Annotated in this window: 27 protein-coding genes and 3 pseudogenes; 6 read left to right on the forward strand and 24 right to left on the reverse strand. The window is 72.2% G+C overall.

The window, feature by feature from the left end:
• Nucleotides 1-18 precede the first annotated feature (18 nt).
• The 7 genes from pyrF to pyrR are packed head-to-tail and all read right to left on the reverse strand — an operon-like array spanning nucleotide 19 to nucleotide 8730.
• Nucleotides 19-867 carry an orotidine-5'-phosphate decarboxylase gene (pyrF, locus tag I6J71_RS31280; RefSeq protein ID WP_204090140.1) on the reverse strand — a complete coding sequence of 283 codons (849 nt, stop codon included), beginning with the start codon at nucleotides 865-867 and terminating at the stop codon, nucleotides 19-21.
• Nucleotides 864-4193, reverse strand: a complete 3330-nt coding sequence (gene carB, locus I6J71_RS31285) for a carbamoyl-phosphate synthase large subunit (RefSeq protein WP_204090141.1) — start codon at nucleotides 4191-4193, stop codon at nucleotides 864-866. The genes pyrF and carB overlap by 4 nt, the downstream gene beginning before the upstream one ends.
• Nucleotides 4193-5326, reverse strand: a complete 1134-nt coding sequence (gene carA, locus I6J71_RS31290; protein ID WP_204090142.1) for a glutamine-hydrolyzing carbamoyl-phosphate synthase small subunit — start codon at nucleotides 5324-5326, stop codon at nucleotides 4193-4195. Before carA ends, carB begins: the two co-directional genes overlap by 1 nt.
• A complete protein-coding gene (locus I6J71_RS31295; RefSeq protein ID WP_204090143.1) occupies nucleotides 5323-5838 on the reverse strand; it encodes a transporter in 516 nt (171 codons plus the stop codon). Before I6J71_RS31295 ends, carA begins: the two co-directional genes overlap by 4 nt.
• Nucleotides 5838-7172, reverse strand: a complete 1335-nt coding sequence (locus I6J71_RS31300) for a dihydroorotase (protein WP_204090144.1) — start codon at nucleotides 7170-7172, stop codon at nucleotides 5838-5840. The genes I6J71_RS31295 and I6J71_RS31300 overlap by 1 nt, the downstream gene beginning before the upstream one ends.
• Nucleotides 7169-8116: an aspartate carbamoyltransferase catalytic subunit gene (locus I6J71_RS31305; RefSeq protein ID WP_204090145.1), complete on the reverse strand. Its 948-nt coding sequence runs from the start codon at nucleotides 8114-8116 to the stop codon at nucleotides 7169-7171. Before I6J71_RS31305 ends, I6J71_RS31300 begins: the two co-directional genes overlap by 4 nt.
• Nucleotides 8113-8730 carry a bifunctional pyr operon transcriptional regulator/uracil phosphoribosyltransferase PyrR gene (gene pyrR, locus I6J71_RS31310; RefSeq protein WP_204090146.1) on the reverse strand — a complete coding sequence of 206 codons (618 nt, stop codon included), beginning with the start codon at nucleotides 8728-8730 and terminating at the stop codon, nucleotides 8113-8115. Before pyrR ends, I6J71_RS31305 begins: the two co-directional genes overlap by 4 nt.
• Before the next feature lie 261 nt (nucleotides 8731-8991).
• Between pyrR and I6J71_RS31315 the strand changes: the two genes are divergently transcribed.
• The 4 genes and pseudogenes from I6J71_RS31315 to I6J71_RS31330 all read left to right on the forward strand — a co-directional run.
• Nucleotides 8992-9480 (forward strand): transcriptional regulator, encoded by a 489-nt coding sequence (locus I6J71_RS31315; RefSeq protein WP_003096372.1) that lies wholly within the window; start codon nucleotides 8992-8994, stop codon nucleotides 9478-9480.
• A gap of 477 nt (nucleotides 9481-9957) precedes the next feature.
• A pseudogene (locus I6J71_RS31320) lies at nucleotides 9958-10630 on the forward strand (leucine zipper domain-containing protein); the annotation flags it as partial.
• Between the two features lie 310 nt (nucleotides 10631-10940).
• Complete coding sequence (locus I6J71_RS31325; RefSeq protein WP_204090148.1) at nucleotides 10941-12317, forward strand: IS110 family transposase; 1377 nt, start codon at nucleotides 10941-10943, stop codon at nucleotides 12315-12317.
• A 16-nt stretch (nucleotides 12318-12333) separates the two neighbouring features.
• Nucleotides 12334-12620: pseudogene (locus I6J71_RS31330) on the forward strand (integrase core domain-containing protein); the annotation flags it as partial.
• Here I6J71_RS31330 and nusB read toward each other — a convergent pair.
• From nusB to I6J71_RS31345, 3 genes are read right to left on the reverse strand one after another with little or no spacing between them, the layout of a single operon-like run.
• On the reverse strand, nucleotides 12617-13075 hold the full coding sequence (nusB, locus tag I6J71_RS31335) for a transcription antitermination factor NusB (RefSeq protein WP_204090149.1): 459 nt from the start codon (nucleotides 13073-13075) through the stop codon (nucleotides 12617-12619). The pseudogene I6J71_RS31330 and the gene nusB overlap by 4 nt on opposite strands.
• Nucleotides 13075-13638, reverse strand: coding sequence for an elongation factor P (gene efp / locus I6J71_RS31340; RefSeq protein ID WP_204090150.1), 564 nt, complete (start codon nucleotides 13636-13638; stop codon nucleotides 13075-13077). The genes nusB and efp overlap by 1 nt, the downstream gene beginning before the upstream one ends.
• 44 nt (nucleotides 13639-13682) lie before the next feature.
• The gene (locus tag I6J71_RS31345; protein ID WP_204090151.1) at nucleotides 13683-14780 is read right to left on the reverse strand and encodes a Xaa-Pro peptidase family protein; all 1098 of its coding nucleotides are present in this window, start codon (nucleotides 14778-14780) and stop codon (nucleotides 13683-13685) included.
• Nucleotides 14781-14917: 137 nt separating this feature from the next.
• Here I6J71_RS31345 and I6J71_RS31350 point away from each other — a divergent pair, with 137 nt between their 5' ends.
• Entirely contained in the window at nucleotides 14918-15517 is a 600-nt protein-coding gene (locus I6J71_RS31350; protein ID WP_204090152.1) for a B-4DMT family transporter, read from the forward strand.
• Here the strand turns inward: I6J71_RS31350 and I6J71_RS31355 are convergent.
• The 12 genes and pseudogenes from I6J71_RS31355 to I6J71_RS31405 all read right to left on the reverse strand — a co-directional run bounded on the left by I6J71_RS31355 (nucleotide 15441) and on the right by I6J71_RS31405 (nucleotide 24237).
• Nucleotides 15441-16970, reverse strand: coding sequence for a beta-xylosidase (locus I6J71_RS31355; protein ID WP_204090153.1), 1530 nt, complete (start codon nucleotides 16968-16970; stop codon nucleotides 15441-15443). The genes I6J71_RS31350 and I6J71_RS31355 overlap by 77 nt on opposite strands.
• Nucleotides 16971-16991: 21 nt before the next feature.
• Nucleotides 16992-17381 (reverse strand): VOC family protein, encoded by a 390-nt coding sequence (locus tag I6J71_RS51245; protein WP_370542236.1) that lies wholly within the window; start codon nucleotides 17379-17381, stop codon nucleotides 16992-16994.
• A 6-nt stretch (nucleotides 17382-17387) separates the two neighbouring features.
• The gene (locus I6J71_RS49155) at nucleotides 17388-17921 is read right to left on the reverse strand and encodes a GNAT family N-acetyltransferase (protein ID WP_239154025.1); all 534 of its coding nucleotides are present in this window, start codon (nucleotides 17919-17921) and stop codon (nucleotides 17388-17390) included.
• On the reverse strand, nucleotides 17918-18349 hold the full coding sequence (aroQ, locus tag I6J71_RS31365; RefSeq protein ID WP_204090154.1) for a type II 3-dehydroquinate dehydratase: 432 nt from the start codon (nucleotides 18347-18349) through the stop codon (nucleotides 17918-17920). Before aroQ ends, I6J71_RS49155 begins: the two co-directional genes overlap by 4 nt.
• Nucleotides 18346-19455: a 3-dehydroquinate synthase gene (gene aroB, locus I6J71_RS31370; RefSeq protein ID WP_204090155.1), complete on the reverse strand. Its 1110-nt coding sequence runs from the start codon at nucleotides 19453-19455 to the stop codon at nucleotides 18346-18348. Before aroB ends, aroQ begins: the two co-directional genes overlap by 4 nt.
• 10 nt (nucleotides 19456-19465) lie before the next feature.
• On the reverse strand, nucleotides 19466-20023 hold the full coding sequence (locus I6J71_RS31375) for a shikimate kinase (protein ID WP_204090156.1): 558 nt from the start codon (nucleotides 20021-20023) through the stop codon (nucleotides 19466-19468).
• Nucleotides 20020-21207, reverse strand: coding sequence for a chorismate synthase (gene aroC / locus I6J71_RS31380; protein ID WP_204090157.1), 1188 nt, complete (start codon nucleotides 21205-21207; stop codon nucleotides 20020-20022). Before aroC ends, I6J71_RS31375 begins: the two co-directional genes overlap by 4 nt.
• 44 nt (nucleotides 21208-21251) lie before the next feature.
• Nucleotides 21252-22088, reverse strand: coding sequence for an A24 family peptidase (locus I6J71_RS31385; protein ID WP_204090158.1), 837 nt, complete (start codon nucleotides 22086-22088; stop codon nucleotides 21252-21254).
• A 196-nt stretch (nucleotides 22089-22284) separates the two neighbouring features.
• Nucleotides 22285-22692 (reverse strand): hypothetical protein, encoded by a 408-nt coding sequence (locus tag I6J71_RS31390; RefSeq protein ID WP_204097624.1) that lies wholly within the window; start codon nucleotides 22690-22692, stop codon nucleotides 22285-22287.
• 540 nt (nucleotides 22693-23232) lie between these two features.
• Nucleotides 23233-23307 (reverse strand): annotated as a pseudogene (locus I6J71_RS51250) (anti-sigma factor); the annotation flags it as partial.
• On the reverse strand, nucleotides 23304-23789 hold the full coding sequence (locus I6J71_RS31400; RefSeq protein ID WP_204097325.1) for a sigma-70 family RNA polymerase sigma factor: 486 nt from the start codon (nucleotides 23787-23789) through the stop codon (nucleotides 23304-23306). The pseudogene I6J71_RS51250 and the gene I6J71_RS31400, both read right to left, overlap by 4 nt.
• Before the next feature lie 43 nt (nucleotides 23790-23832).
• Entirely contained in the window at nucleotides 23833-24237 is a 405-nt protein-coding gene (locus tag I6J71_RS31405; protein WP_204090159.1) for a hypothetical protein, read from the reverse strand.
• A gap of 133 nt (nucleotides 24238-24370) precedes the next feature.
• Between I6J71_RS31405 and I6J71_RS31410 the strand changes: the two genes are divergently transcribed.
• Nucleotides 24371-24808, forward strand: a complete 438-nt coding sequence (locus tag I6J71_RS31410) for a Rieske (2Fe-2S) protein (protein ID WP_204090160.1) — start codon at nucleotides 24371-24373, stop codon at nucleotides 24806-24808.
• Between the two features lie 83 nt (nucleotides 24809-24891).
• Here I6J71_RS31410 and I6J71_RS31415 read toward each other — a convergent pair whose 3' ends face one another.
• Nucleotides 24892-25347 (reverse strand): PTS glucose transporter subunit IIA, encoded by a 456-nt coding sequence (locus I6J71_RS31415; RefSeq protein WP_204090161.1) that lies wholly within the window; start codon nucleotides 25345-25347, stop codon nucleotides 24892-24894.
• Nucleotides 25344-25580, reverse strand: coding sequence for a glucose PTS transporter subunit EIIB (locus I6J71_RS31420; RefSeq protein ID WP_239154026.1), 237 nt, complete (start codon nucleotides 25578-25580; stop codon nucleotides 25344-25346). Before I6J71_RS31420 ends, I6J71_RS31415 begins: the two co-directional genes overlap by 4 nt.
• Nucleotides 25581-25615 lie beyond the last annotated feature (35 nt).

The following is a 25615-nucleotide window of genomic DNA, read 5'->3' on the forward strand; positions in this document are numbered from 1 at the left end:
GGCCGATTCCAGGGCCTGCTATTGGTCATTTTCGGGTGTCTGCACCAGCAGGTCCGCGACCTCGGCGGCCGCGCGGCGCAAGGCAGCGGGGCCGGGACCGTGGCGCAGCAGGTCGCGCGAGGACGCCGGCAGCACGCCCGGGAGGTCCGGACCGAACACTGCCCGTAAGTCCGCCACGGTTGCCCCCTGGGCGCCGAAACCGGGCGCGAGCACGGGTCCGTTGAGCCGGGAAAGATCCAGCTCGCCGGGGGTGATCGTGGCACCGACGACCACCCCTACGTCACCGTAGGGTTCAGTGCCCGCGTTGTGGTCCGCCGCCGCGTCGACGACACTCTGCGCGACCGTGCGGCCGTCGGGCAGCCGTGCGCTCTGCAGCGCGTGCGCCTCGGGGTTGGAGGTGCGCGCGAGCACGAACAGGCCGTTGCCCGCCGCGGTCGCGGCCGCCACCGCGGGATCGAGGGCGCCGAACCCGAGGTAGGGCGACACGGTGGCCGCGTCGGCCGTGAACGCGGCCTTGTCGGCCACGTAGGCGGCCGTGTAGGCCGCCATGGTCGAACCGATGTCCCCGCGCTTGACGTCCAGCAGCACGAGCGCTCCGGCGTCGTGGGCCGCGTCGACGACGCGCTCCAGCACCGCCACCCCCGGCGGGCCGAACGCCTCGAAGAACGCCGACTGCGGCTTCACGATCGCCGTGACCGCCGCCAGCGCCTCCGTGGCCCCCAGCGCGAACCGCTCGAGCCCGCTCGCGTCCAGCGGCAGGCCCCAGGACTCGATCAGGCCCGGGTGCGGGTCGATGCCGGCGCAGAGCGGCCCGCGCGCCGCCACCGCTCTGGCCAGCCTGGCCCCGAACCGCTCGGGCGCGCTCACGTCGTGGCCTTCAGCGCCGCCTGGAGGCTCTGGAGGCTCCGGACCCCGATGTCACCCCGGATGAGCGCTTCGATGCCGTGCACGGCCGCCGCCGCGCCCTGCACGGTGGTGATGCACGGGATGTCCCGCGACACCGCCGCCGTCCGGATCTCGTAGCCGTCGATCCGCGGCCCGCTGTTGCCGTACGGGGTGTTGATGACCATGTCGACCCCGCCGGCGAGGATCACGTCGACGATGTTCGGCCCTGCGTTGTCGGGCGTCCCCGCGGTGGTGGACTCGTAGTGCTTGCGCACCACCGTGCACTCGACCCCGTTGCGCCGCAGCACCTCCGCGGTGCCGGACGTCGCGAGGATCTCGAACCCGAGGTCCGCGAGCCGCTTGACCGGGAAGACCATCGAGCGCTTGTCGCGGTTGGCCACCGAGACGAAGACCCGCCCGGAGGTCGGCAGCGAGCCGTACGCGCCGCTCTGCGACTTCGCGAACGCCTTCCCGAAGGACACGTCCACCCCCATGACCTCACCCGTGGACTTCATCTCCGGGCCCAGCAGCGAGTCGACGCCGTGGCCCTCGGGGGTCCGGAAGCGGTGGAACGGCAGCACGGCCTCCTTGACCGCCACCGGGGAGTCGGCGGGCATCCGGCCGCCGTCGCCCTCGGCCGGCAGCACCCCGGAGGTGCGCAGGTCCTTGATCGTGGAGCCGGTCATGATCAAGGCCGCCGCCTTCGCGAGCGGCACCGCCGTGGCCTTGGAGACGAACGGGACCGTGCGCGAGGCGCGTGGGTTGGCCTCCAGCACGTACAGCACGTCGTCCTTGAGGGCGTACTGCACGTTCAGCAGCCCGCGCACGCCGACACCGCGGGCGATCGCCTCCGTGGAGCGGCGCACCTCCTCGAGGTCGGTGGCGCCGAGCGTGATCGGCGGCAGCGCGCACGACGAGTCGCCGGAGTGGATGCCGGCCTCCTCGATGTGCTCCATCACGCCGCCGAGGTAGAGCTCTTCGCCGTCGAAGAGGGCGTCGACGTCGATCTCGATCGCGTCGTCGAGGAACCGGTCGACCAGCACGGGGTGCTCCGGCGTGACCTCCGTGGCGCGGCGGATGTAGCCGGCGAGGGTCTCCTCGTCGTACACGATCTCCATGCCTCGGCCGCCGAGCACGTACGACGGGCGCACGAGCACCGGGTAGCCGATCTCGTCGGCGATCCGCTTCGCGCCCTCGAACGAGGTCGCCGTGCCGTACTTCGGCGCGGGCAGCCCGGCGTCTCCGAGGACCTCGCCGAACGCGCCGCGGTCCTCGGCCAGGTTGATCGCCTCCGGCGGGGTGCCGACGACGGGGACACCGGCGTCGGCGAGCCGCTGCGCCAGGCCCAGTGGCGTCTGACCGCCGAGCTGCACGATCACGCCCGCGACCGTGCCCGACGCCTGCTCCGCGTGCACGACCTCGAGCACGTCCTCGAAGGACAGCGGCTCGAAGTACAGGCGGTCGGAGGTGTCGTAGTCGGTGGAGACCGTCTCCGGGTTGCAGTTGACCATCACGGCCTCGAACCCGGCCTCGCGCAACGCGATCGCGGCGTGCACGCACGAGTAGTCGAACTCGATGCCCTGCCCGATGCGGTTCGGGCCGGAGCCGAGGATCAGCACCTTGGGCTTGTCGCCCTGGGCCACGACCTCCGACTGGGCCGCGGGGTCGGTCTCGTAGGCCGAGTAGTGGTAGGGCGTGTTCGCGGCGAATTCGGCCGCGCAGGTGTCCACGGTCTTGAACACCGGTCGCACCCCGAGGCGGTGGCGCAGCGCGCGCACCCCGTCCTCACCCGCGAGCTCCGGCCGCAGCGCGGCGATCTGCCGGTCGGACAGGCCCGTGCGCTTAGCGCGGCGCAGCAGGCCACCGTCGAGCACCGGTGCGTCGCGCACCTCGGCGCCGACCTCGCCGATCAGCGCGATCTGGTCGATGAACCACGGGTCGAGGCCGCTGGCCTCGTGCACCTGCTGCACGGTGGCGCCCAGGCGCAGCGCGCGCTCCACTTCGTACAGCCGGCCCTCGTGCGGCACGCGCAATGCGTCCAAAGTGGACTCCAGCGTGGCGCCTTCGGGGTCGGGTCGGGTCCAGAAGCCGGTGGCCTTGGTCTCGATCGACCGCATGGCCTTGCCGAGCGCCTCGGGGAAGCTGCGCCCGAAGGACATCGCCTCGCCGACGCTCTTCATCGTCGTGGTGAGCGTCGGGTCCGCGCCGGGGAACTTCTCGAAGGCGAAGCGCGGGATCTTCACCACGACGTAGTCCAGCGTCGGCTCGAACGCCGCCGGGGTCTCGCCCGTGATGTCGTTCTGGATCTCGTCGAGCGTGTAGCCGATGGCGAGCTTCGCGGCGATCTTGGCGATCGGGAAGCCGGTGGCCTTCGACGCGAGCGCCGACGAGCGCGACACGCGCGGGTTCATCTCGATCACGACCATGCGCCCGTCGGCGGGGTTGATCGCGAACTGGATGTTGCAGCCGCCGGTGTCCACACCGACCTCGCGCAGCACGGCGATGCCGACGTCGCGCATCACCTGGTACTCGCGGTCGGTGAGCGTCATCGTCGGCGCGACGGTGACCGAGTCGCCGGTGTGCACGCCCATCGCGTCGACGTTCTCGATCGAGCAGACGACCACGACGTTGTCGTGCTTGTCGCGCATCAGCTCGAGCTCGTACTCCTTCCAGCCGAGCACGCTCTCCTCGATGAGCACCTCGGTGACCGGCGACTCGTCGAGGCCGGTGGAGGCGAGCCGCTCCAGTTCCCCCGGCGTGTGCGCCATGCCGGACCCGAGCCCGCCCATGGTGAACGACGGCCGGATCACGACCGGCAGGCCGAGCTCGGCGACCGTCTCGCGCACCTCGGCCATGTCGTGGCACACGCGGCTGCGCGGCACCTCGGCGCCGACCGTGCGCACGATGTCCTTGAACTTCTGCCGGTCCTCACCGCGCTGGATGGCGTCGATGTCGGCGCCGATCAGCTCCACGCCGTACTTCTCGAGCACCCCGCGCTCGTGCAGTGCGACGGCGCAGTTCAGCGCCGTCTGCCCGCCCAGCGTCGCCAGCAGCGCGTCGGGGCGCTCCTGCGCGATGACCTTCTCCACGAAGTCCGGGGTCACCGGCTCGATGTAGGTGGCGTCGGCGAACTCGGGGTCGGTCATGATGGTGGCCGGGTTCGAGTTCACCAGGCTCACGCGCAGGCCTTCGCTGCGCAGCACCCGGCAGGCCTGCGTGCCCGAGTAGTCGAACTCGGCGGCCTGCCCGATCACGATCGGCCCGGAGCCGATCACCAGCACGTGCTGGATGTCCGTCCTCTTCGGCATCAGGCCTTCTTCTCCATCAGGGTCACGAATTCGTCGAACAGCGGAGCCGCGTCGTGCGGGCCGGCCGCGGCTTCGGGGTGGTACTGGACCGAGAAGGCCGGCACGTCGAAGGCGCGCACGCCCTCGACCGTGTCGTCGTTCGGGCAGTAGTGGCTGATCTGTGCCGCGCCGTAGGGCGATTCGAACCGCCGGCCGGGCTCGCCTTCGAGCGCGAAGCCGTGGTTCTGCGCCGTGATCGCGACGCGGCCGGTGGCCACGTCGATCACCGGGATGTTGATGCCGCGGTGGCCGTAGCGCATCTTGTACGTGCCCAGCCCCAGCGCGCGGCCGAGGATCTGGTTGCCGAAGCAGATGCCGAAGAGCGGGATCTCGCGCTCCAGCACCGCCTTCGTCAGCTCGGTCGCGTGCGTGGTGGTCGCCGGGTCGCCGGGACCGTTGGAGAGGAAGACGCCATCGGCTTCGACGGCGAGCAGGTCCTCGACCGAGGTCGCGGCGGGCAGCACGTGGACCTCGATGCCCCGCTGCGTCAGCAGGCGCGGGGTGTTGGACTTGATGCCCAGGTCGAGCGCGGCGACGCGGAAGCGCCGCTCGCCCTGGGCCTCGACCACGTACGGCTTGTCCGTGGAGACCTCGCCCGCGAGGTCGGCGCCCTTCATCTGCGGGCTCGCCAGGACCTCGGCGACCATCTCCTCCTCGGTGCCGAGCGCGTCGCCGGAGAACACGCCGGCGCGCATCGCGCCGCGCTCGCGCAGGTGGCGCGTGAGCGTGCGGGTGTCCACCTCGGCGATGCCGACCACACCCTGGCGCGTCAGCTCCTCGTCGAGGCCGCGTTTGGCGCGCCAGTTCGACGGGGTGCGCGCGGGGTCGCGCACGACGTAGCCCGAGACCCAGATGCGGGCGGACTCGTCGTCCTCGTCGTTCCAGCCGGTGTTGCCGATCTGCGGCGCGGTCTGCACCACGATCTGCCGGTGGTAGGACGGATCGGTGAGGGTCTCCTGGTAGCCGGTCATGCCGGTGCAGAACACCGCCTCGCCGAGCGTCCGCCCGCGCGCGCCGTAGGCCGCGCCGCGGAAGACCCGGCCGTCCTCGAGGACCAGCGCGGCCGGGCCGCGGGTGCCGTTCGCGGTGCTCACTGGGCACCTCCCTTGATGTCGTGATCCGAGTTGTCGGGGGAAAGCTGCTCGATCCACTGTGGATAGTCGTCGAGCTCGTCGCCGCGGAAACCCGTGTCGAGCCGGGTGTCTCCGAGGCGCCAGGTGATGACGAGCAGCGCGTCGGTGCCCATCACCTTCCCGGCGATGCGCGAATCGCGGCGGACGCCGATGACCGCCTCGCGCGGGATCCAGAAGTCGGGGGCGCCGCCGCGTTCGACCGCGACGCCGCCCGGGTGCAGGCGCCACACCGCGCCGGTGCGCAGGCCCGCGCCCCGGGTCACGATGCGGTCCTGCCAGTTGCCCGCGGTGGTGGTGCTCACGTAGAGCCCCGTGGATTCCAGGAGCACCTCGCCGGGGTCCGCGGGAAGCTCCGGGAACGGCGGCACGAGCACGCTCTGCGTGCGCGACTTGCGCCGCCAGCCCACCCACATTCCCCACAGGCACAGCAGGAAGAAGACGACGATCCCCAGCGTGAGGAGGAGCCGGTCCATCAGCAGATCTTCCCTTCGCGCGCCGTGATCCGCCCGCGCAGCACGGTGACCGTCACCACGGCGGGCAGCCGCATTCCCTCGTACGGGGTGTTGGCGGCGATGCTGGCGAGCTCCGCACCGCGCACCGTCCACTCGGCACCCGGGTCCACGAGCGTCAGGTTGGCCGGCTCGCCGACCTCGATCGGGCGGCCGTGGTCGGGCAGGTTGCCGATGGCGGCGGGCCGCTCGCTCAGCACGCGGGCGACGCCGCGCCAGTCGAGCAGGCCGGTCTCCACCATCGCGCGGACGACGACCGAGAGCGCGGTCTGCAGCCCGAGCATGCCGGGCCGCGCGACGCTCCACTCGGTGTCCTTGTCCTGCGGCGCGTGGGGTGCGTGGTCCGTGGCGACGCAGTCGATGACGCCCTCGGCCAGCGCGGCGCGCAGCTTCTCCACGTCGCCGCCGGTGCGCAGCGGCGGGTTCACCTTGTTCACCGGGTCGTAGGTGGCCAGGCGCTCGTCGGTGAGCAGCAGGTGGTGCGGCGTGACCTCGGCCGAGACCTTGGTGCCGCGGTCCTTGGCCCAGCGCAGCACGTCGACGGTGCCGGCGGTGGACACGTGGCACACGTGCAGGCGCGCCTTCGCGTGCTGGGCCAGCAGGCAGTCGCGGGCCACGATGGACTCCTCGGCCGACGCGGGCCAGCCCGGGTAACCCAGGCGCGCGGAGTGCTCGCCCTCGTGCGCCTGCGCGCCGACCGTGAGCCGCGGCTCCTCGGCGTGTTGCGCGACCACGGCGTCGAGCGCGGTCGAATACTCCAGCGCGCGGCGCATCAGCAGCGGGTCGGCCACGCAGACGCCGTCGTCGGAGAACACGCGCACGGCCGCGGCGCCCTTGGCCATCGTGCCGAGTTCGGCGAGCTTATCGCCCTTGAGCCCGACGGTCACGGCCCCGACGGGGTGCACGTCGACCAGGCCCACGTCCTGCCCGCGCCGCCACACGTGGTCGGTGACCAGCGCGTTGTCGGCCACCGGGTCGGTGTTGGCCATCGCGAACACGGCCGTGTAGCCGCCGAGCGCGGCGGCCGCCGAACCGGTCTCGATCGTCTCGGTGTCCTCGCGGCCGGGCTCGCGCAGGTGGGTGTGCAGGTCGACGAACCCGGGCAGCAACACCTGTCCGCCGGCCTCGACCACCTCGGCGTCGCCGGGCACGGAGAACCGGCCGATCGCCGTGATCACGCCGTCCTCGACCAGCACGTCCACCGGCTCGCCCTCGCCGTACGGGCGGGCTCCCTTGATCACGAGCGGGGTGACGGTGTTCGGCGCCGCCTCCGCGGAAGTGCGTGCGTCGGCGGTCATGCGGCGGCTCCTTCACTGGCCAGGAGGTGGTAGAGGACGGCCATGCGGACGTGCACGCCGTTGCGGACCTGCTCGGTGATGGCCGCGGACGGCGAGTCGGCGACCGCCGAGGCGATCTCCATGCCGCGCAGCATCGGGCCCGGGTGCAGCACCACGGCGTGATCGGGCAGCAGGCGTTGACGCCGCTCCGACAGGCCGTATGCGATCGAGTACTCACGCGAAGACGGGAAGAAGCTCTGCCCTGGGCCCCCGCCTGTCATGCGCTCGGCCTGTACGCGCAGCATCATCACGGCGTCGACGGCCGGCAGTTCGGCGTCGAGGTCGTGCGACACGGTGACCGGCAGGGTCTCCACGCCCACCGGCAGCAGCGTCGGCGGCGCGACCAGCACCACCTCCGCGCCGAGGGTGCTGAGCAGGTGGATGTTCGAGCGGGCGACGCGGCTGTGCAGCACGTCGCCGACGATCGCGACCCGGCGGTCCTTGAGCGAACCGAGCCGCTCGCGCAGCGTCGCGGCGTCGAGCAGCGCCTGCGTGGGGTGCTCGTGGGTGCCGTCGCCCGCGTTGACCACCGCGGTGCCGGCCTCGGCGAGCCAGCCCGACAGCCGGTGCGCCGCGCCCGAGGCCGGGTGCCGGATGATCACGCAGTCGGCGCCGGCCGCGGCGAGCGTGAGCGCGGTGTCCCGCAGCGACTCGCCCTTGTTCACCGAGGAGCTCGACGCCGAGACGTTGATCACGTCGGCGCTCATCCACTTCCCGGCGATCTCGAACGACACGCGCGTGCGGGTCGAGTTCTCGTAGAACAGCGTGATCACCGTGCGCCCGCGCAGCGTCGGCAGCTTGCGGACCTCCCGGCCGAGCAGCGTGTGCTTCAGCTCGTCGGCGGTGTCCAGGACGGCCGTCGCGGTGCCGGCGTCCAGGCCGTCGGTGGCGAGCAGGTGCTTCACCGGGGTTCTCCTTCCGGCGCGCGGAGCAGGACCGCGTCGCGGCCGTCCGTCTCGGACAGCAGCACGTTCACGCCCTCGGCCCGCGCGGTGGGCACGTTCTTCCCGACGTAGTCGGCGCGGATCGGCAGTTCACGGTGGCCGCGGTCGACGAGCACGGCCAGCTGCACGGCGCGCGGGCGGCCGTGGTCGCGCAGCGCGTCGAGGGCGGCGCGGATGGTGCGGCCGGAGAACAGCACGTCGTCGACCAGGATCACCACGCGGTCGTCGACACCGTCGGGCGGCAGCTGGGTCTGCTCGAGCGCGCGCGGCGGACGGCGTCGCAGGTCATCGCGGTACAACGTGACGTCGAGGGCGCCGGACGGGGGCACGACCCCGGAGAACTCGCCGATCTTGCCGGCGAGGCGGGCGGCCAGCGGCGTACCGCGGGTGGGGATGCCGAGCAGCACCGGTGGCGCGTGCCCGGCGGGTGAAGCGTCGCCCGAAACACCCGCACCGAGTGCGGTCTTCTCGATGACCTGATGGGCCATCCGGGCGATGGTGCGCGCGACATCACCGGCCGACAGGAGCTCGCGCTCCCCGACTGGCTCCGCCGCGCCACGGGGACGTGACGACAAGGCGGACCTCCTTCCCCGCCTCTCTGGACGGGTCCTTAAAGGACGTCGACTCCCAGCTCGTGCCGGGAAATCGCACCGACAGTAGCAGGAGCGGTCAATCAGCCTTCCGGGTGGTGTGCCCACCTCCGCGACCAGGTACGAAGACCTTCTGCTTGACCTGGTGACAACTATGCGTAACCATTACTCTGAGTATTCGACTCGAGGAGTCCCCTGACCGGTCAACCCGACCGGCGTGGGGGTGAGGAAACGGAGAACCACCAGATGGGCGATTACGCCAAGGCGCTCGGGGCCAAGCTCCGCGGGATCCGCCAGCAGCAGGGCCTGTCCCTGCACGGGGTCGAGCAGAAGTCGGGCGGCCGCTGGAAGGCCGTCGTCGTCGGCTCGTACGAGCGTGGTGATCGAGCCGTCACCGTCCAGAAGCTGGCCGAACTGGCCGACTTCTACGGCGTGCCGGTGGTCGAACTGCTGCCGGAGGGCCGCGTGCCCTCGGGTGCCGAGCCCGCCACGAAGATCGTCATCAACCTCGAGCGGCTGCAACAGCTGCCCGCGGAGAAGGTCGGCCCGCTCGCGCGGTACGCGGCCACCATCCAGAGCCAGCGCGGCGACTACAACGGCAAGGTGCTCTCCATCCGCACCGAGGACCTGCGGTCGCTCGCCATCATCTACGACATGACCCCCGGCGAGCTCACCGAGCAGCTCATCGACTGGGGCGTCCTGCCGCCCGAGGCTCGTCCGTCCAAAGAAGACTGATGCGCGGCGGATGTCCGACGCGGTGGGCGTTTTCGGCGGGGCACCGGAAACGCTCACCACGCTCCGGACACTCGCCGGCGCCCTCGCCCGGATGCGGACGGTGATCATCGCCGCCCCGCCGGTCCCCTCGCTGCCGCGCGGCCGCCCCGGCGCGTTACCCGATCGGGCTAGCGCTTCCGGGTCACCGTCCCGGTGAACCCGGTTCACCGGGCGACGCCCGAGCGGAGCGGGGTGTGACGAAGGCCTCTCCCGGACCCCACACGTGAGGCTTCCTGGGGGCACATCGGCTTCGGAAACGACGAAGGCCGCGCACTCCCGAGGGGTGCGCGGCCTTTCGTGTGTCGAGAGCGGGCTAGCTGTACTGCCGGGGGAGGTTGCGATCGTGGTGACACGTGATCGGATGATTTTGGTGTGTGGGAGGGCCTGCGGGTTCGGGGTGGATTGCGGCATCTGCACCGACTGCCCTGGAGGCCCCTCGTGACCCACGCGAACGCACCCCTGACCCCGACCGGCCGACTGCGCCTGGCTCGCTGCGTGGTCGAGGACGGCTGGCCGTTGCGCCGGGCGGCCGAACGGTTCCCGGTGTCGACTTCCACCGCTGCCCGCTGGGCCGGCCGCTACCGTGACCTCGGCGAAGCCGGCATGGCCGACCGGTCCAGCCGCCCGCGGACCAGCCCGAACCACACCCCGTCCAGGACGGAACGGCGGGTCATCAAGGTCCGGGTCCTGCGCCGATGGGGACCGGCCCGAATCGCCGACCTGCTCACCCTCAACCCGTCCACGGTGCACCGGGTCCTGTCCCGCTACCGGCCGGCCCGGCCGGCGCATCTGGACCGCGCCACCGGCGCCCCGGGTCCATCGCTACGAGCACCCCGCGCCCGGCGATCTGGTGCATGTCGATATCAAGAAGCTGGGCAACATCCCCGACGGCGGCGGCCACAAGGACCTCGGCCGCGCCGCCGGACGCCGCAACAGCGGTCAACGTGGCCACAGCTACGCCTACCTGCACAACGCCGTCGACGACCACTCCCGCCTGGCCTACACCGAAATCCTGCCCGATGAGACCAAAGAAACCGCTGTCGCGTTCTGGACTCGGGCGCAGGCGTTCGTCACCAGCTACGGCCTCACCATCCCGCGGGTGCTGACCGACATTCAAGCTGGGTGTGCGGCGTTGAGCCTGTCTCGTCGGCCGGCGGGAGGGATCGGGGTCGTCCGGCACCCGCCTGTGAACGTTGTTTGACCGAGTGGAGCGCTGCGCGACTCCTTGCCTGTTGACCATGCTGGCGGGCGGGGCCACTGCCGGAGTTCGAGATGCCCTGTTAGGAACCCGGTGACCATGTCCTGATCGAGGCGGATGTGGATCCCTGTTAGCGAATGTCTGGTGCGGCTCGGACTCCCACGGCGGTGCGGCGGCCGGATCCGAATTCACGCGAGCAAGGGAGCCGGCATTGATCGTTCGGATGGGCATCGACCTCGCGGTCCGCGCGCAGCACCAAGCCAGCATGGCCGACGAGCAGGGACGCGTGCTCTGGTCCGGGCACCGTTTCCGCACCCGCAGCGAGGAACTGGATCGGTTGTGGGCACGGCTGCCCGACGGCGTCACGGCTGCGGAGGTGACGGTCGTGATGGAGCCGACCCGCAACGCGTGGGTTCCGTTGGCCGCGTGGTTTCGCCGACGGGGCGCGACGGTGGTGCTGGTGTCCGCAGAGCGGTCGGCGGATCTGCGCGCCTACTACGCCAAACACACCAAGAGCGACCGGATGGACTCGGTCCTGCTGGCCCGGCTGCCGTTGCTGCACCCCGAAGGACTCCATCCCGAGCGGGGCACGGGGCCGGGCGATCCGCTGCGGCGCGCGACGAAACTGCACTCCACGCTGGTCCAGCGCCGCACCGCCGGCCTCGCCCGGCTCGATGCGCTGCTGGAGATCCTGGGACCGGACTGGCATGCCGCCCTCAGCGGCGATCTGGCGAACAAGACTCCGCTGCGGTTCCTCGCCGCCGGCTACGCCGACCCACACGCCGTCCGTCGCCTCGGCCGTGCGCGGTTGGCCCGATTCTTCTACCGGCACTCCCGCGGCGCCTGGGGCGACCCGGAAGCCGACAGGGTCCTGGCCGCAGCCGCCGCGACCACCGAATTGTGGGGCGAGGAACTGGCCTTTGCCGAGCTGGCCGACGACATCGCCGTCGAAGCCCGCCTCGCGCTGGCGATCACCGATGAAATCAAAGATGTCGACGAACGTATCGCCGTCCTGGTCGCCGAACGTGACCCCGAAGGGCTCATCACCTCCGCGCCCGGCGTCGGACCCGTGACCGGGGCAGTCATTCTCGGACGGCTCGGCAACGTCAACCGGTTCTCGTCCTTGGCAGCAGTCCGCGGTTTCAGCGGCCTTATTCCGTCGCTGAACGCGTCCGGCGTCTCCGGCAGCCACGGCGGCCCGACCAAACGCGGCGACGCCCTGCTCCGCGAAGCATTGTTCATGGCCGCCAGCCAGGCGCGCCGCCACGACCCCACCTTGGCCGCGAAGTATCACCGGCTGATGGTCGAAGCCGGCAAGCACCACAACTCTGCGCTCTGCCACATCGCAACCACCCTGCTGACCCGCATCGCATCATGCTGGAAAAACCACACGCCCTACCAGCTGCGCGACGTCAACGGCACACCCGTCACCGCGATCCAAGCCGGCGACATCATCGCCCAGCGATACACCGTTCCGGAAGACATTCGCCGATCACACAGGACAACCGGAGTGGGGACGGGCCAGCGAAACAAGAAGTCGCCAAGCGCTCCATCGACCGGCCCGTCCAACACCCACGCTAAACCCCACCAAGCGGCTTGACATCCCTTAGGAACGCAACGGCTCCTGCTACCGCTCACACCTGCGGCGCGACACGCTGCGCGACGCGGGCATCACACCCAAACGCACCCGGCCCTACCGACCGCGACCCAACGGAAAGTGGAACGCTTCAACCGCACCCTGCACGAGGAGTGGGCCTACCACCAGCCCTACCGCACCGACACCGAACGACGAGCCGCCCCGTCACACTGGCTGCACACCTACAACCACCACCGCGGACACACCGCACTCGCCGCCCAACCACCCGCCAGCCGCGTACCCAACCTCACGGGTCAGTACACCTAGAGCACGGCCCGGAGCCGGTCCGCGATGGTGCCGATGCGGCCGAGCACACCGTTGACGAAGCGGGGCGAGTCGTCCGTCGAGAGTTCCTTCGCGAGGCCCACGGCCTCGTCGATGGCGACCGGGTCCGGCACGTCCGAGGACCAGAGCATCTCGTAGACGCCCACGCGCAGCACGGCCAGGTCGACGGGCGGCATGCGCTCCAGCGTCCAGCCTTGGGAGTGCTCGGCGAGCAGCTCGTCGATCTGCTCGCGGTGCGCCGTGACTCCCTCGACCACCGCGATCGTGTAGTCGGCGATCGGGTCGACCTCGACGGAACCGACGCGATCGGCCAGGAGGGTGACCGCGTCGGTGCCGCGCTGGGAGGCCTCGTACAGGATCTCGACGGCACGCCGCCGGGCCTGCCGCCGGCTGATCGGGCCGCCGCGGTTGGGGTGCGGTTTCTGCTTGTCCGCCATCAGCCGGAGACGCGGCCGAGGTACCGGCCGTCGCGGGTGTCGACCTTGATCTTCTCGCCGGTCGAGACGAACAGCGGGACCTGGATCTCCGCTCCGGTCTCGAGCGTCGCCGGCTTGGTGCCGCCGGTGGAGCGGTCGCCCTGCAGGCCCGGGTCGGTGTGCTGGATGAGGATCTCGACCGAGGTCGGGAGCTCCACGTACAGCGGCTCGTTCTCGTGCACCGCGACCTGGACCTCGGTGTTCTCGAGCATGTAGTTGGCGTTGTCGCCCACGACCTCGGCCGGGACCGTGATCTGGTCGTAGGTGTCGCCGTCCATGAACACGAAGTCCTGACCGTCCTTGTACAGGTAGGTCATGTTCCGGCGGTCCACGGTGGCCGTTTCGACCTTCGTGCCGGCGTTGAAGGTCTTGTCGACGACCTTCCCGCTCAGCACGTGCTTGAGCGTGGTGCGCACGAACGCACCGCCCTTGCCCGGCTTGACGTGCTGGAACGCGGTGACGGTCCACAGCTGGCCGTCCAGGTTGAGGACGAGCCCGTTCTTCAGGTCGTTGGTGGTGGCCACGAGCTTTCGGTCTCCTGTGTCGATCTCTTCGTCCGCGGCCCGTCTCAGACGGCCACGAGGTCCTTGGTGGTCAGGGTGAGGAGTTCGGGCCCGGAGTCCCGCACGACGAGCGTGTCCTCGATGCGCACGCCACCGCGCCCCGCCAGGTACACGCCGGGCTCGACGGTGACCGCCATACCGGCGGACAGTGTACCGACGCCCGTGGTAGCGAGGCTCGGCGCCTCGTGCACCTCGAGCCCGACGCCGTGGCCGAGGCCGTGCGCGAAGTTGTCGCCGTGGCCCGCCTCGGCGATCACCGAACGGGCCGCCGCGTCCACTTCGGACACGACGGCGCCCGGCGAGACGGCCGCGGTGCCCGCCGCTTGGGCGCGGTGGACCAGGTCGTAGAGCTCGCGCTGCCAGTCGGCGGCCTTGCCGAGCACGAACGTGCGCGTCATGTCCGAGTGGTAGCCGTCGACCGTCGCGCCGAAGTCGAGCTTCACGAAATCACCTTCACGCAGCTCGGCGCCGGTGGGCTGGTGGTGCGGGATCGCCGAGTTCGGCCCGGCGGCCACGATCGTGGCGAACGACGGCTCCGACGAGCCGTGCCCGAGCATGCGGTTCTCCAGGTCGCGGGCCACTTCCAGCTCGGTGCGGCCGGCGCGCAGCCCGCCGGCCGCCAGCAGGTCGGCGAGCGCGCGGTCGGCCGCCGCGCAGGCCGAGCGCAGGGCCGCGACCTCGACCTCGTCCTTCACCGCGCGCAGCTGCTCGACCAGCCCGGGCGTGCGCACGAGCGCCACCTTCTCGAAGCGCACCTTGAGCACCTCGTGCTCCTCCACGCTCACGTGCTGGCTCTCGAACCCAGTCCGCCCGTATGCCGAGTGCTCGCGCGCCGCGAGGTCGGCCAGCACGCGGCCGCTCGCGCGGCCCGTGACGCGCTCCAGGTCGGGCACCTCGGCGGCCGACTGGGTCGTGTAGCGCCCGTCGGTGCAGAACACGGTCTTGTCTTCGCCGCCGGCGTGCACGAGCAGCGCGGCGTTGGACCCCGTGAACCCGGTGAGGTAGCGGATGTTGAGCAGGTCGGTGACGAGCAGCGCGTCGACCCCGGATTCGGTGATCAGGGACCGCAATGCGCCGCGGCGGTGAGCGTGGGTTTCAGGCACCCGGCCAGCTTAACCAGCCGGCGGCGGCCGGCCCGGGGACGCGCGCGGCAGCGACCACCGGCGCCCTGCGCGCACCCGGTGCCGCGGGTGAGGGGCGGACCGCACCGCGTTCACGCCCGGCCACCTACACTCCGTGCATGCTGGGTGCCTGGTTGACTCGCGGGCTGGTCATGGCCGTCGTGCACGCCGCCGCCATGACGCTGCTCGCCAAGTGGTCCGTGTTCCACCCGACCGACCAGACCGTGATCACCTCCGCCACGCTCGCCGTGCTGGTGGGCGTCGCGGCGCTGTGGAGCGCGGTCGACGGCTGGCGCGCCGTGGCGCACCGCGGGCGGGCCTGGTTCATCGCCGCGCTGGTGGCGGGCGTGGTGTCCGGCGTCCTGTACGTGATCGGCCGCGCGGTGTTCGTCGACCAGACGGGTGTGTCGGAGCTGGGCGCGGCGCTCACCGGCGGTGCGGCGTTCTCGGCGCTGCTCGTGCTGGTGCCGGCCGGGCTGGGGCTGTTCGTGGGCGGGCGCATCCGGCGGCCCGCGCCGGAGGCACCCGAGGCGGAGGCCACCGACGACGACTCCGACGACGGTTCGGGCAGCCAGTCGGGTCAGCTGGAGCTGCCGGAGCCCGAGCCCGCCGCGGTCGCCACGAACCCCAGGCCGTCGCCGGTCAGCCGCCCAGCGGCAAACCGGGCGCGTAGGCGTCCCACCGTCGCGGGTCGATCTCCGTCACCTCGGCCCCGTTGAGGCCGACGGTCGCGGTGTCGGGCAGGCCGTAGAGCACGTTGCCGAGCACCACGCCGTAACCGCGCCCGTAGGCGTGGACCACGGGGGCGGCGGACTTCAGCGTCGCCTTCACCGGGATGCCGCCGACGGGCGTGAGCGGCCGGTCGACGACCTCGCCAGCCAGCGCCACCGCGACCGAACGGCGGTCGACGCGGATGCGCTCGCCCCGGCGGAACAGGTCCATCCGGCGATCCGGTGACGGCATCGCGACCCCGTCGAACGTGGTCGTCACGCGGTCGGGGCTCGAGCAGCCGCCGGCGCCGCGCACGTCGAGGCCGAAGTGCTCGAGCCCCGTCGGCGCGCCCGCGGAGCCGATGGCGGTCGCGCGGACCACGTCGAGCGAGACCGTGTCGCACGGGTCCGTGACCGAGGTCGGCGCGTGCCCGTCGGGCCGGCGGACGAGACCGGGGCCCTCCTTCCACGCGCCGGGGATCGTGAGCGGCGCGTAGGGCTGGAGCGTGAAGTCGCGGTCCCAGAAGGTCAGCGTCGTGCCGGTCGCGGTCTCGTGGGCGATCGCGAACGCGTCGAGCGCGCCGATCCACTCGAGGTCGGCGCTGAACCCGTCGACCACCGAGCGCTCCCGCGGCGCGTTCGTCCCCGCGACGGGCGTGAAACCCTTGTCCCCCAGCGCTTCCACGCCGCTGCGGAACGCCGGGTCGTGGGAGCGGATCACAAACTGACCGGCGCCGTTCCAGCCGGCGGCGCGGCCGGTGGTGTCGGTGAACATCAGGTAGTACCAGCCGTCGAGGAACACCACGGACGGCTGGCCCGCGCCGTAGACGTTGTCGCGGTGCACGTCGTGCGAGGGCCCGAGGATCGGTTGCCCGCCCGCGGCGCGTGTCCAGTGGATGCCGTCGGTGCTCGTGGCGAGGCCGATGGCGTTGCCGAGCGCGTGGTCGCCGGCCGCGCCCGTGTAGTACAGGTAGTACGTGCCGCCGACGCGCAGCACCGACGGGTCGCACGTGTGCACCCCGTCGAATCCGCCGGGCGAGCCGGACAGCACGGCGATCGGCGCGCCGCCGCCGGGGCCGGTGAAGGGGCCGTCGGCCGACGGCGCTTCGGCGTACAGGATGTCGTCGCCCGGCGGGGGCGCGCTGCTGTACTGGCTGCACCACCACATGCGGGTCTTGCCGCCCTCGACCATCACGGTGGGGCCGTAGTTGTAGACCGCGTCCGCGGCGCCAGCGGCGACCACCCCGGAGCTCTGGCGGGCGTTCGCGGTGCCGAGCGCGACGTTCGCCTGGCGCGGTGGTTTCGCCGGAGCCTGCTCGCCGCCGGCGAGGCCGCCGTGGCCGGGTCCCTCGGCCTGGGACTGCGCGTAGCTGTCGCTGCAGCCCGTCACCACGGCCCCGGAGAGAGCCAGGGCGAGGAGGGCACGCACTGGTCGCGGACCCCCGCGACGGAACGGGCGCATGATGGCCGAGTGTAGCGAGCCTTAACCCGGACGGGTGAGTGGCTCCCGGCGTGGCGGGCGCTCCAGGGCAACGAGTTCGACCTCGAAGCCGTCTTCGTTCTCGAGGTAGGCCGCGTAGTGCGCCTTTCCTCCCGCGTAGGGGTATTCGGCGGCGAAGAGCGGCCGCCGGCCGGATCCGCCGGCGGCGAGCTCGTCGACCTGCGCGCGGGTCGCCACGTGCAGCGCGAGGTGGTTGAGGCCAGGGCGGGTGCGCACGTGGGTGCCGCCCGTCCGCGCGGGCGAGGCTTCGACGACGACGTACGTCGGGCCCAGGCGCCAGCTGACGCCCGGGGGCCGGCGCTGGAATTCGCGGTAGCCCAGCCGGCCCAGCAGCCGGCCCCAGCTGCGCTCGGCGCGGGGGAGATCCGGCAGCCAGAGCTAGATGTGGTGCGGTTTCCCGTGTGCTGTGGGAAGGGCGACGAGCACGCGGTGCTCGGCGCCGTAGTGCTCACCCGATCCGACGTCGAGGAACCCGAGCCGGCGCGCGACGGCCCGGCTGGCCGCGTTGTCCTCGTGGACCAGCGCCCAGACGGCGGGCAGGCCGAGACCGTGCAGGCCGTGGTCGATGAGCGCGCGGGCGGCTTCCGTCGCGTAGCCGTGACCGGCGTGCTGCGCCGCGATGAAGTAGCCCAGCTCCGCGACGTCGCCTGGCAGCTGCGAAGACGGACGCAGGTGCGCGACGCCGATGACCTCCTCGGCGCGTTCGATCGCCCAGTGTCCTTGGCCGTCGGGGCCGGTGTAGGCGAGCCGGCGGGCGGCCATGGCGCGGGCCCGCGCGGGGTCGGAGAAGTCGGTGGCGAGGTACCGGCTCATCGCCGGGCCGGCGAACACCGCCACGACGGCGTCGGTGTCGGCCTCGGTCAGTGCCCGCAACCGGAGCCGTTCGGTGGTGAGCTCCGGGACCGCGCTCACTTCGCGTTCGCGGCCAGCCAGCGCAGCGCGAGCGGGTACCCGTCCACGCCGAGCCCCACGATCACGCCGGCGGCGATGTCGGAGAGCACGCTGTGGTGGCGGAACTGCTCGCGCTTGTGGACGTTGGTGATGTGCAGCTCGATCAGCGGCGCAGGCACCTGCGCGGCGGCGTCGCGCACGGCGATCGAGTAGTGCGTCCAGGCGCCGGCGTTGAGCACGACGGGGGTGGCGGCGTCGGCGGCTTCGTGGAGCCAGCCGACGAGTTCGCCCTCGTGGTCGGTCTGGCGCACCTCGACGTCGAGGCCGAGCTCCTTGCCCGTGTCCACACACAGGGCGACGAGGTCGTCGTGGGTGGTGGAGCCGTAGACGTCGGGCTCGCGCTTGCCCAGCCGGCCGAGGTTGGGGCCGTTGAAGACGAAGACCTTCACAGCAGCACGCTCCCGCCGTTCTTGGGCTCCTCCGCGGCGACCGCCGAGTAGGCCGCGGCCAGCAGCGCCGGGTCGGGGCCTTCGAGCCGGCCTGGCTTGGCGAGCCCGTCGAGGACCACGAACCGCAGCACACCGGACCGGGTCTTCTTGTCGCTCTTCATGGCTTCGACGAGCTGCGGCAGCGCCTCGGGGTCGTACGTGGTCGGCAGGCCGATCAGCTTGAGCACCGAAGCGTGGCGCGCCGCGGTCTCGTCGTCGAGGCGGCCCGCGAGGCGCGCGAGCTCGGCGGCGTACACGAGGCCCACGCTCACGGCCGCGCCGTGGCGCCAGCGGTAGCGCTCGCGGCGCTCGATGGCGTGCCCGAGGGTGTGGCCGTAGTTGAGGATCTCCCGCAGGTCGGACTCGCGCAGGTCCGCGGCGACCACGTCGGCCTTGACCTGGATCGACCGGCGGACGAGATCGGCGAGCACGTCGCCCGTCGCGTCGAGCGCGCCGGCCGGGTCCTGTTCGATCAGCTCGAGGATGCGCGGATCGGCGATGAACCCGGTCTTCACGACCTCGGCCATGCCGGCGACCAGCTCGTTGGGCGGCAGCGTCTCGAGCGTCGCGAGGTCGACGAGCACGGCGCTCGGCTCGTGGAACACGCCGACGAGGTTCTTGCCGGCCTCGGTGTTGATGCCCGTCTTGCCCCCGACGGCCGCGTCGACCATGCCCAGCAGCGTCGTCGGCACGTTGACCAGGCGGACCCCGCGCATCCAGGTGCCGGCGACGAACCCGGCCAGGTCGGTCACGGCGCCGCCGCCGAGGCCGACGACCACGCCGCGGCGGTCGAGGCCGATGCGGCCGAGGACCTCCCAGCAGAAGCCGGCGACCGTGAAGGCCTTGCCGTCCTCGGCGTCGGGGATCTCCACGCGGTGCGCGTCGAGGCCCGCGGCGGCGAGTTCGTCGCGCACCGCCTCGGCCGTGGTGGTGAGGGTGGGCGGGTGGATCAGCGCGACCTTGGACGCGTCGGCGAGCTGCGCGGTGAGCTCGGCCAGCAGGCCGCGGCCCACGACCACGTCGTACGGGTGCGCCGTCGCGACGCGGATCCGGACCGGTTCGGACACGATTGTCTCACTACTCCTGCAACTGCTCGGTCTGCGCGGATTGCTCGGTCTGCCGGTCGGCGGCCGGCTCGAGCGCGGTGACGGCGAGGGCCACCACCTCGGCGGGCGTCCGCTTGTCGGTCTCGATCTCGACGGTCGCCACCTCGCGATACACCGGCAGGCGCCCGTCGAGCAGGGCTTTGAACGTCGCGCGCGGGTTCACGCCCGCGAGCAGCGGACGCGCGCTCGACAGGCCGGTGCGCTGCACCCCGGCGGCGAGCCCGACGTTCAGGAACACCACGGTGTGCTTCGCCAGCAGCGCCCGGGTTTCCGCCGCGAGCGGGGCGCCTCCGCCGAGCGACAGCACGCCGTCGTGCTCGTCCAGCGCCGTCGCGACGGCCTGTGCCTCCAGCGCGCGGAACGCCGGTTCGCCGTCCTCGGCGAAGATGTCGGCGATCGCGCGGCCGGCGCGTTCGACGATGTCGTCGTCGGTGTCCCGGAACGCCACGCCGAGCGCCTCGGCCAGCATCGGGCCCACCGTGCTCTTGCCCGAACCCGGCGGCCCGACCACGACGGCCCGGGGGCTCACCAGCGCTCCTCGAGCGCCTTCAGGTAAGCCTCGGCGTTGCGCTTGGTCTCGGCCAGCGAGTCGCCGCCGAACTTCTCCAGCGCCGCCTCGGCCAGCACCAGCGCCACCACCGACTCCAGCACGACCCCGGCGCGCGGCACCGCGCACACGTCCGACCGCTGGTGGATCGCGACGGCGGGCTCGCCCGTCCGCACGTCCACTGTGGACAGCGCCTTCGGCACGGTGGAGATCGGCTTCATCGCGACGCGCACGCGCAGGATCTCCCCGTTGGTGATGCCACCTTCCAGCCCGCCGGCGCGGTTGGTCCGGCGGGTGACGCCCACCGGCCCGGTGCCGCGGTCGATCTCGTCGTGGGCCTGGCTGCCCCAGCGCCGCGCCGTGGTGAAGCCGTCGCCGACCTCCACGCCCTTCATCGCCTGCACGCCCATCAGCGCACCCGCCAGGCGCGCGTCGAGCCGCCGGTCCCAGTGCACGTGGGACCCGAGGCCCGGCGGCAGCCCGTAGGCCAGCACCTCGATCACGCCGCCGACGGTGTCGCCCGCCTTCCGCACCGCGTCCACCTCGGCGACCATCGCCTCGGTGCCCTCGGCCGAGAACGACCGGACGGGGCTCTCGTCGATCGCCGCGAGGTCCTCGGGCTTCGGCAACGGTCCCCCGGGTGCGTCCGCGCCCCCGATCGACACGACGTGGCTCAGGATCTCCACACCGAGCAGCTGGCGCAGGAAGTTGCGCGCCACCGTGCCCAGCGCCGTGCGCGACGCGGTCTCACGAGCGCTCGCCCGCTCCAGCACGGGGCGCGCCTCGTCGAAGCCGTACTTCTGCATGCCCGGCAGGTCGGCGTGCCCGGGGCGCGGCCGGGTGAGCGGCTCGTTGCGCGCCAGTCCGGCGAGCACCGCCGGGTCGACGGGGTCGGCCGCCATGACCTGTTCCCACTTGGGCCACTCGGCGTTCTCGATCTGCACCGCGATGGGGCCGCCCTGCGTGAGCCCGTGGCGGACCCCGCCGAGGAACTGCACGTGGTCGGTTTCGAACCCCATGCGGGGACTGCGACCGAACCCGAGCCGGCGCCGCGCCAGCTGCGCGGTGAGGTCCTCGGTGGTCACCTCCACCCCGGCGGGCAGGCCCTCGAGCACAGCGGCGAGGGCAGGTCCGTGCGATTCTCCTGCGGTGATCCAGCGCAACACCTGGCAATCCTGTCACGCGTGACCACGTCGCCCGTGACAGGCCCTCAGCTCGGCACCACCCCCGAACCCACCCCGGGGAAGACCGCGCACGTCCAGGCCGCCAGCACCAGAGCCGGCCCATGGGGCACACCACACCGGATCGCCTGACGGGCACGGCCGGCGGCGCCGTTGTCGCCGCCCTGCGCCCACGCGCGGCCACCCGTGCCGAGGGCCGTCGGGAACGCACCGCCGCTCCCCGCGACCGCACCGCAGCCCGGCGAGAACCCGCCGTCGCAGGCCACGAACTGGCTGTCGCCCGGCGCGAGCACCCCCTTCCCGTCCGGCCACCGCGCCCGCGCCGCGACCTGCATCCGCAACGCGACCACCGCGACCACCGCGCTCACGGCCGCCGCCGTGATCGCCGCGAACACCATCGACGCCCAGCCCAGCGCGCCCAGCACCGCGCCCAGGACACCCGCCAGCTTCACGTCACCCGCGCCCATCCGGCCCGGCAGCGCGCGATGGACAGCGAGGTGCGCGCCACCGAACACCAGCGTCCCGGCTGCGGCGTCGACGAGGAGGGCCGTGCCCCCGCCCGTCGCCGCGGCCAGCCCGAGCGCGACCGCCATCGCGGGGTACGCGGGCAGCGTGAGCACATCGGGCAGCCGGCGGTGCTTGAGGTCGGCGAGACTCAGCGGCACGCCGACGACCGTGAGCAGCCACGGCACGGGCCACCACCACCGCGCCCACGCGGCCTCACTGCACCGCCACGCCACAACACCGAGCGCGGCGGCGACGAGCGCCACCGCGGCCACCGGCGGCACCGGCGCCCCGGCTCGCTTCACCGACCAGACGAGCAGCGGCACCACGACCGCTCCCGCCACGACCATTCCCCAGGACATGCCTCCACGTTGGCAGCGGTGCCGCGAAAGGCCAAAGCGGCGATGGCGCGAGTGGACCGTTCGCACCGAACTGTCCTCGAATTCACCCGACCGGGCAGCCACGCACAAAGCACGACCGGAACCCGGAACCGCAAAACCGCCGCAGCCCGCGCGAAAGCGAGCTGCGGCGGCAGCGACTGCTCCCCGTCCGGACGGATCAGGGATAACTCAAGCGCATCAACGGTTTCCCCGTCCTGACACTGCGGATCTCCAGCGACGCGATGTCTTGCGGCTTCAGCTTCGTCCCGACGACGACCTTCGCGGTGTTCTCCGGCAACGCCAGCCACGTCGCCAATTCCGCCTGGGAGCCGTCGCGGGCGATGGCGACCAGCGAATAGTCGCCGCCCCGACCGCCGCCGTAGCTGCAGGACATCTCGACTTCGGTGCCCCACGCCTGCGTCAGGAGGCGCGCCGCGGCCTGGATCGGATACTCGCCCAACGCGGACATCGCCAGTGCAGGCGGCTGCGGCGGTGCGGGCGCGACCGGCGTCGCCTCCGGCACCGTCAGCGACACCACCAACGCCACCCCCGCCGCGACGGCCAGCCCGGCGACGCCCCCCGTCACCCCGGTCCGGACCCGCCGCCGACGACGTACCTTGCGCATCAAGGTGGGAAGCAGGTCGGGGGCCGGCCCCTCCGAACCGCCCGCAACCTCCCCGGGCCCCTCGCCGTCCCCGACCGGCGGCGACGAACCCGAAGAACCGGTAACCCCCGAACCACCCGGCCACGCCGGGCCGGACACCACCGGAGAACCCGCAGCACCGGCTGGGGCCGCAACCTCCGCGGCATCCGGCACCCCCGCAACACCGGCACCAGCGGAGCCCGCACCCTCCTGAGACCCGGAAGCCGCAGCGGGGCCGGCAACCCCGGCAGCACCGGAAACGCCCGCAGGCTCCGGCGCACCCACAGCACCCGAAGCTCCGGGGACTCCTGAAGCACCGGACGCTCCCGAGGCACCCTCCACCCCGGGAAAGCCCGGAACCCCAGCAGCACCCGAAGCCCCGGTACCACCCGAATCCCGGGTCTGCGCCAGCAAACCCGGCAACCCCGCCAGCTCCCGCACCGCGGCGGCACACCGTTCGCACCCCGGCAGGTGCTCTTCGAACGCCTGGCGCTCCTCCGGTGACAAGGCACCGAGTATGTACGCCGCGTCGTAGGTCGCGAACTCGTCGGCGGTCACTGCGTCACGCCCCGCTCCTCCAAAGCCAGGCGAAGCGCCCGCAGCGCGTAGTGCGTGCGGGACTTCACCGTCCCTTCGGCGATCCCCAGGGCCCGGGCGGCGTCGGCCACCGAGTAACCCTGGAAGTAGCACAGGTCGAGCACCTCGCGGTGCCGCGCCGAGAGCTCGCCCAGCGCATCGGCCACCAGCCACCCCTGCACGGCCCGCTCCGTGCCGTCGGCCACCGCGCGCTCGGGCGGAGCGTCGGTGACGACCTCCGAGCGCGAGGTCGCCGACCGCCACCCGTCGATGGCGATGCGCCGCGCGACCGTGAACAGCCACGCACGGGCCGAACCCTGCGACTGGTCCAGGACGTCCGTGTGCCGCCACGCCCGCAGCAGCGTCTCCTGGACCACATCCTCCGCGTGGATCCGGTTGCCGCCGGTCAGGTGCAGGGCGTAGGACCACAGCGCGGCCGCGTGCTCCTCGTGCAGCGCCCGCATCAGCTGGTCCTCGACGTCGCTCCTCCCCACCGGGCCGCCTCGGTCAGCGACCGGCCGGCACCGCGTGCGCGCCGCCCGCCTGGCGCGCCCGCACCTCCTGCACCAGCAGCACCAGGCCGCAGATCACGCACAGCGCCTCGGTGACCACACCCCAGTACTCGAACTGGCTGTTGAACTGGTCGTGCATGCCGTAGAAGCCGACCGTCACCGACAGGATGTACGCCAGCAGCGTCACGCCGCCGAAGCCGAACGTGAAGAACGGCGGCACCCAGTGCCGCCACGTCAGCAGCGCGATGGCGATCACGACGCCGGCGATCCCGTTGACCAGGAAAAGCGGCCCGACCACGGGGATGTCCGAGTAGCCGCTGCCGAAGTACAGGTAGAAGTGGACCGCGGCGGACCCCACTAGCCCGAGCGCACCCAGTCCGCGCATCCAGTTGGCCAACATGGCTCTCTCCTTCACCTCACCCGTCCAGAATCCCTCTCTCCCACTACACGGACGCACCCGCCTTCCGGTTCACCGGACGAGGCGATGCGGTGAACGGGTGAACCACCGGGGCCGCGGTTTCGTTACTAGGGGCATGACTGCCGAACTGCACTCCCGTCGCTCCGTTCTCACCACCGGTGCCGCCGTCGCCGGCGTCGCCGTGGGCACCGTCGCCCTGGCGGCGTGCGGCGGCGGCTCGGACTCAGGCTCGTCGGGCGGGAACGCCCCCAAGCCCGGCGGGAAGGTCATCGCGCTGGCCGACGTGCCCGTCGGCCAGGCGAAGTCCGCCAAGACCCCCGACGGCCAGGACGTGATCGTGGCCCAGCCGACCGCCGGTACCGTGAACTGCTTCAGCGCCGTCTGCACCCACCAGGGCTGCACCGTGAACCCGCCGCAGGGCGCCGAGATCCACTGCCCCTGCCACGGTTCGGTGTACGACTCGCTCACCGGCGCCGTGAAGAACGGCCCGGCCGAAAAGCCGCTGCCGAAGGTCAACGTGAAGGTCCAGAACGGCGAGGTCGTCACCGCCTGACCGCACCACCCACCCGCCGCACGACGAAGGGCCCCTGGTGGACGATCGCCGTCCACCGGGGCCCTGCCACGCGGGTACCCGGCTCAGCCGGTCCAGGTGAACAACGGGTCGCCGGCGGCGACCGTGCGCCCGGGCTCGAGGCCCGCGAGCACCTCGGCCCGGGTGTCGAGCCCGACGACCGGCACGATCGGCGAGTAGCCGGCGGCCGCGACGGCCTCGGGATCCCAGCCGACCACGGGCTGGCCGGCGCGCACGGCCTCGCCCTTGACCACGTGGAGCGTGAAGCCCTCGCCCTTCTCCTTGACGGTGTCGATGCCGAGGTGCACGAGCACGGCGCGCCCGTCCTCTGTCGCCACCACGAAGGCGTGCGGGTGCAGCGTCACGACGGTGCCGTCCACCGGCGCGACGGCGTCGGCCCGCCCGCCGCTCGGCTTCACGGCGATGCCGGGGCCGACCATCGCCTCGGCGAACACGGGGTCGGGGACCTCCGTGATCGCGACGACCTCGCCCGCGACGGGGCTCAGGATCTCGAGGCTCACATCAGGTCCTCGATGTCGCTGGCGATCGTGTCCGCCTCCGGCCCGACGATCACCTGGACCGCGGTGCCCATCTTCACCACTCCCATCGCGCCGGCGGCCTTGAGCGCCGCCTCGTCGACGAGGCTGTTGTCCTCGAGCTCGCACCGAAGGCGCGTGATGCAGCCTTCGATCTCGACGACGTTGTCCGCGCCGCCGAGCGCCGCGAGAATCTTCTCCGGCCTGTCATCCGCCATCGCGGCCTCCTCGTTTCCCGTTGGTTCTCCACGTG

It is taken from the genome of Amycolatopsis sp. FDAARGOS 1241 (genome assembly GCF_016889705.1).
Lineage (GTDB): Bacteria > Actinomycetota > Actinomycetes > Mycobacteriales > Pseudonocardiaceae > Amycolatopsis.

Bases quoted from the DNA above. Each gene is read 5' to 3' on its own strand.
- I6J71_RS31385 (WP_204090158.1), bottom strand. From the start codon at position 22,088: ATGTCCTGGGGAATGGTCGTGGCGGGAGCGGTCGTGGTGCCGCTGCTC.
- I6J71_RS31350 (WP_204090152.1), top strand. From the start codon at position 14,918: ATGCTGGGTGCCTGGTTGACTCGCGGGCTGGTCATGGCCGTCGTGCAC.
- I6J71_RS31410 (WP_204090160.1), top strand. From the start codon at position 24,371: ATGACTGCCGAACTGCACTCCCGTCGCTCCGTTCTCACCACCGGTGCC.
- I6J71_RS31420 (WP_239154026.1), bottom strand. From the start codon at position 25,580: ATGGCGGATGACAGGCCGGAGAAGATTCTCGCGGCGCTCGGCGGCGCG.
- nusB (WP_204090149.1), bottom strand. From the start codon at position 13,075: ATGGCGGACAAGCAGAAACCGCACCCCAACCGCGGCGGCCCGATCAGC.
- I6J71_RS31405 (WP_204090159.1), bottom strand. From the start codon at position 24,237: ATGTTGGCCAACTGGATGCGCGGACTGGGTGCGCTCGGGCTAGTGGGG.
- I6J71_RS31295 (WP_204090143.1), bottom strand. From the start codon at position 5,838: ATGGACCGGCTCCTCCTCACGCTGGGGATCGTCGTCTTCTTCCTGCTG.
- carB (WP_204090141.1), bottom strand. From the start codon at position 4,193: ATGCCGAAGAGGACGGACATCCAGCACGTGCTGGTGATCGGCTCCGGG.
- I6J71_RS31400 (WP_204097325.1), bottom strand. From the start codon at position 23,789: ATGCGGGCGCTGCACGAGGAGCACGCGGCCGCGCTGTGGTCCTACGCC.
- I6J71_RS31315 (WP_003096372.1), top strand. From the start codon at position 8,992: ATGGGCGATTACGCCAAGGCGCTCGGGGCCAAGCTCCGCGGGATCCGC.
- I6J71_RS31355 (WP_204090153.1), bottom strand. From the start codon at position 16,970: ATGCGCCCGTTCCGTCGCGGGGGTCCGCGACCAGTGCGTGCCCTCCTC.
- I6J71_RS31300 (WP_204090144.1), bottom strand. From the start codon at position 7,172: ATGACCGCCGACGCACGCACTTCCGCGGAGGCGGCGCCGAACACCGTC.
- I6J71_RS31325 (WP_204090148.1), top strand. From the start codon at position 10,941: ATGGGCATCGACCTCGCGGTCCGCGCGCAGCACCAAGCCAGCATGGCC.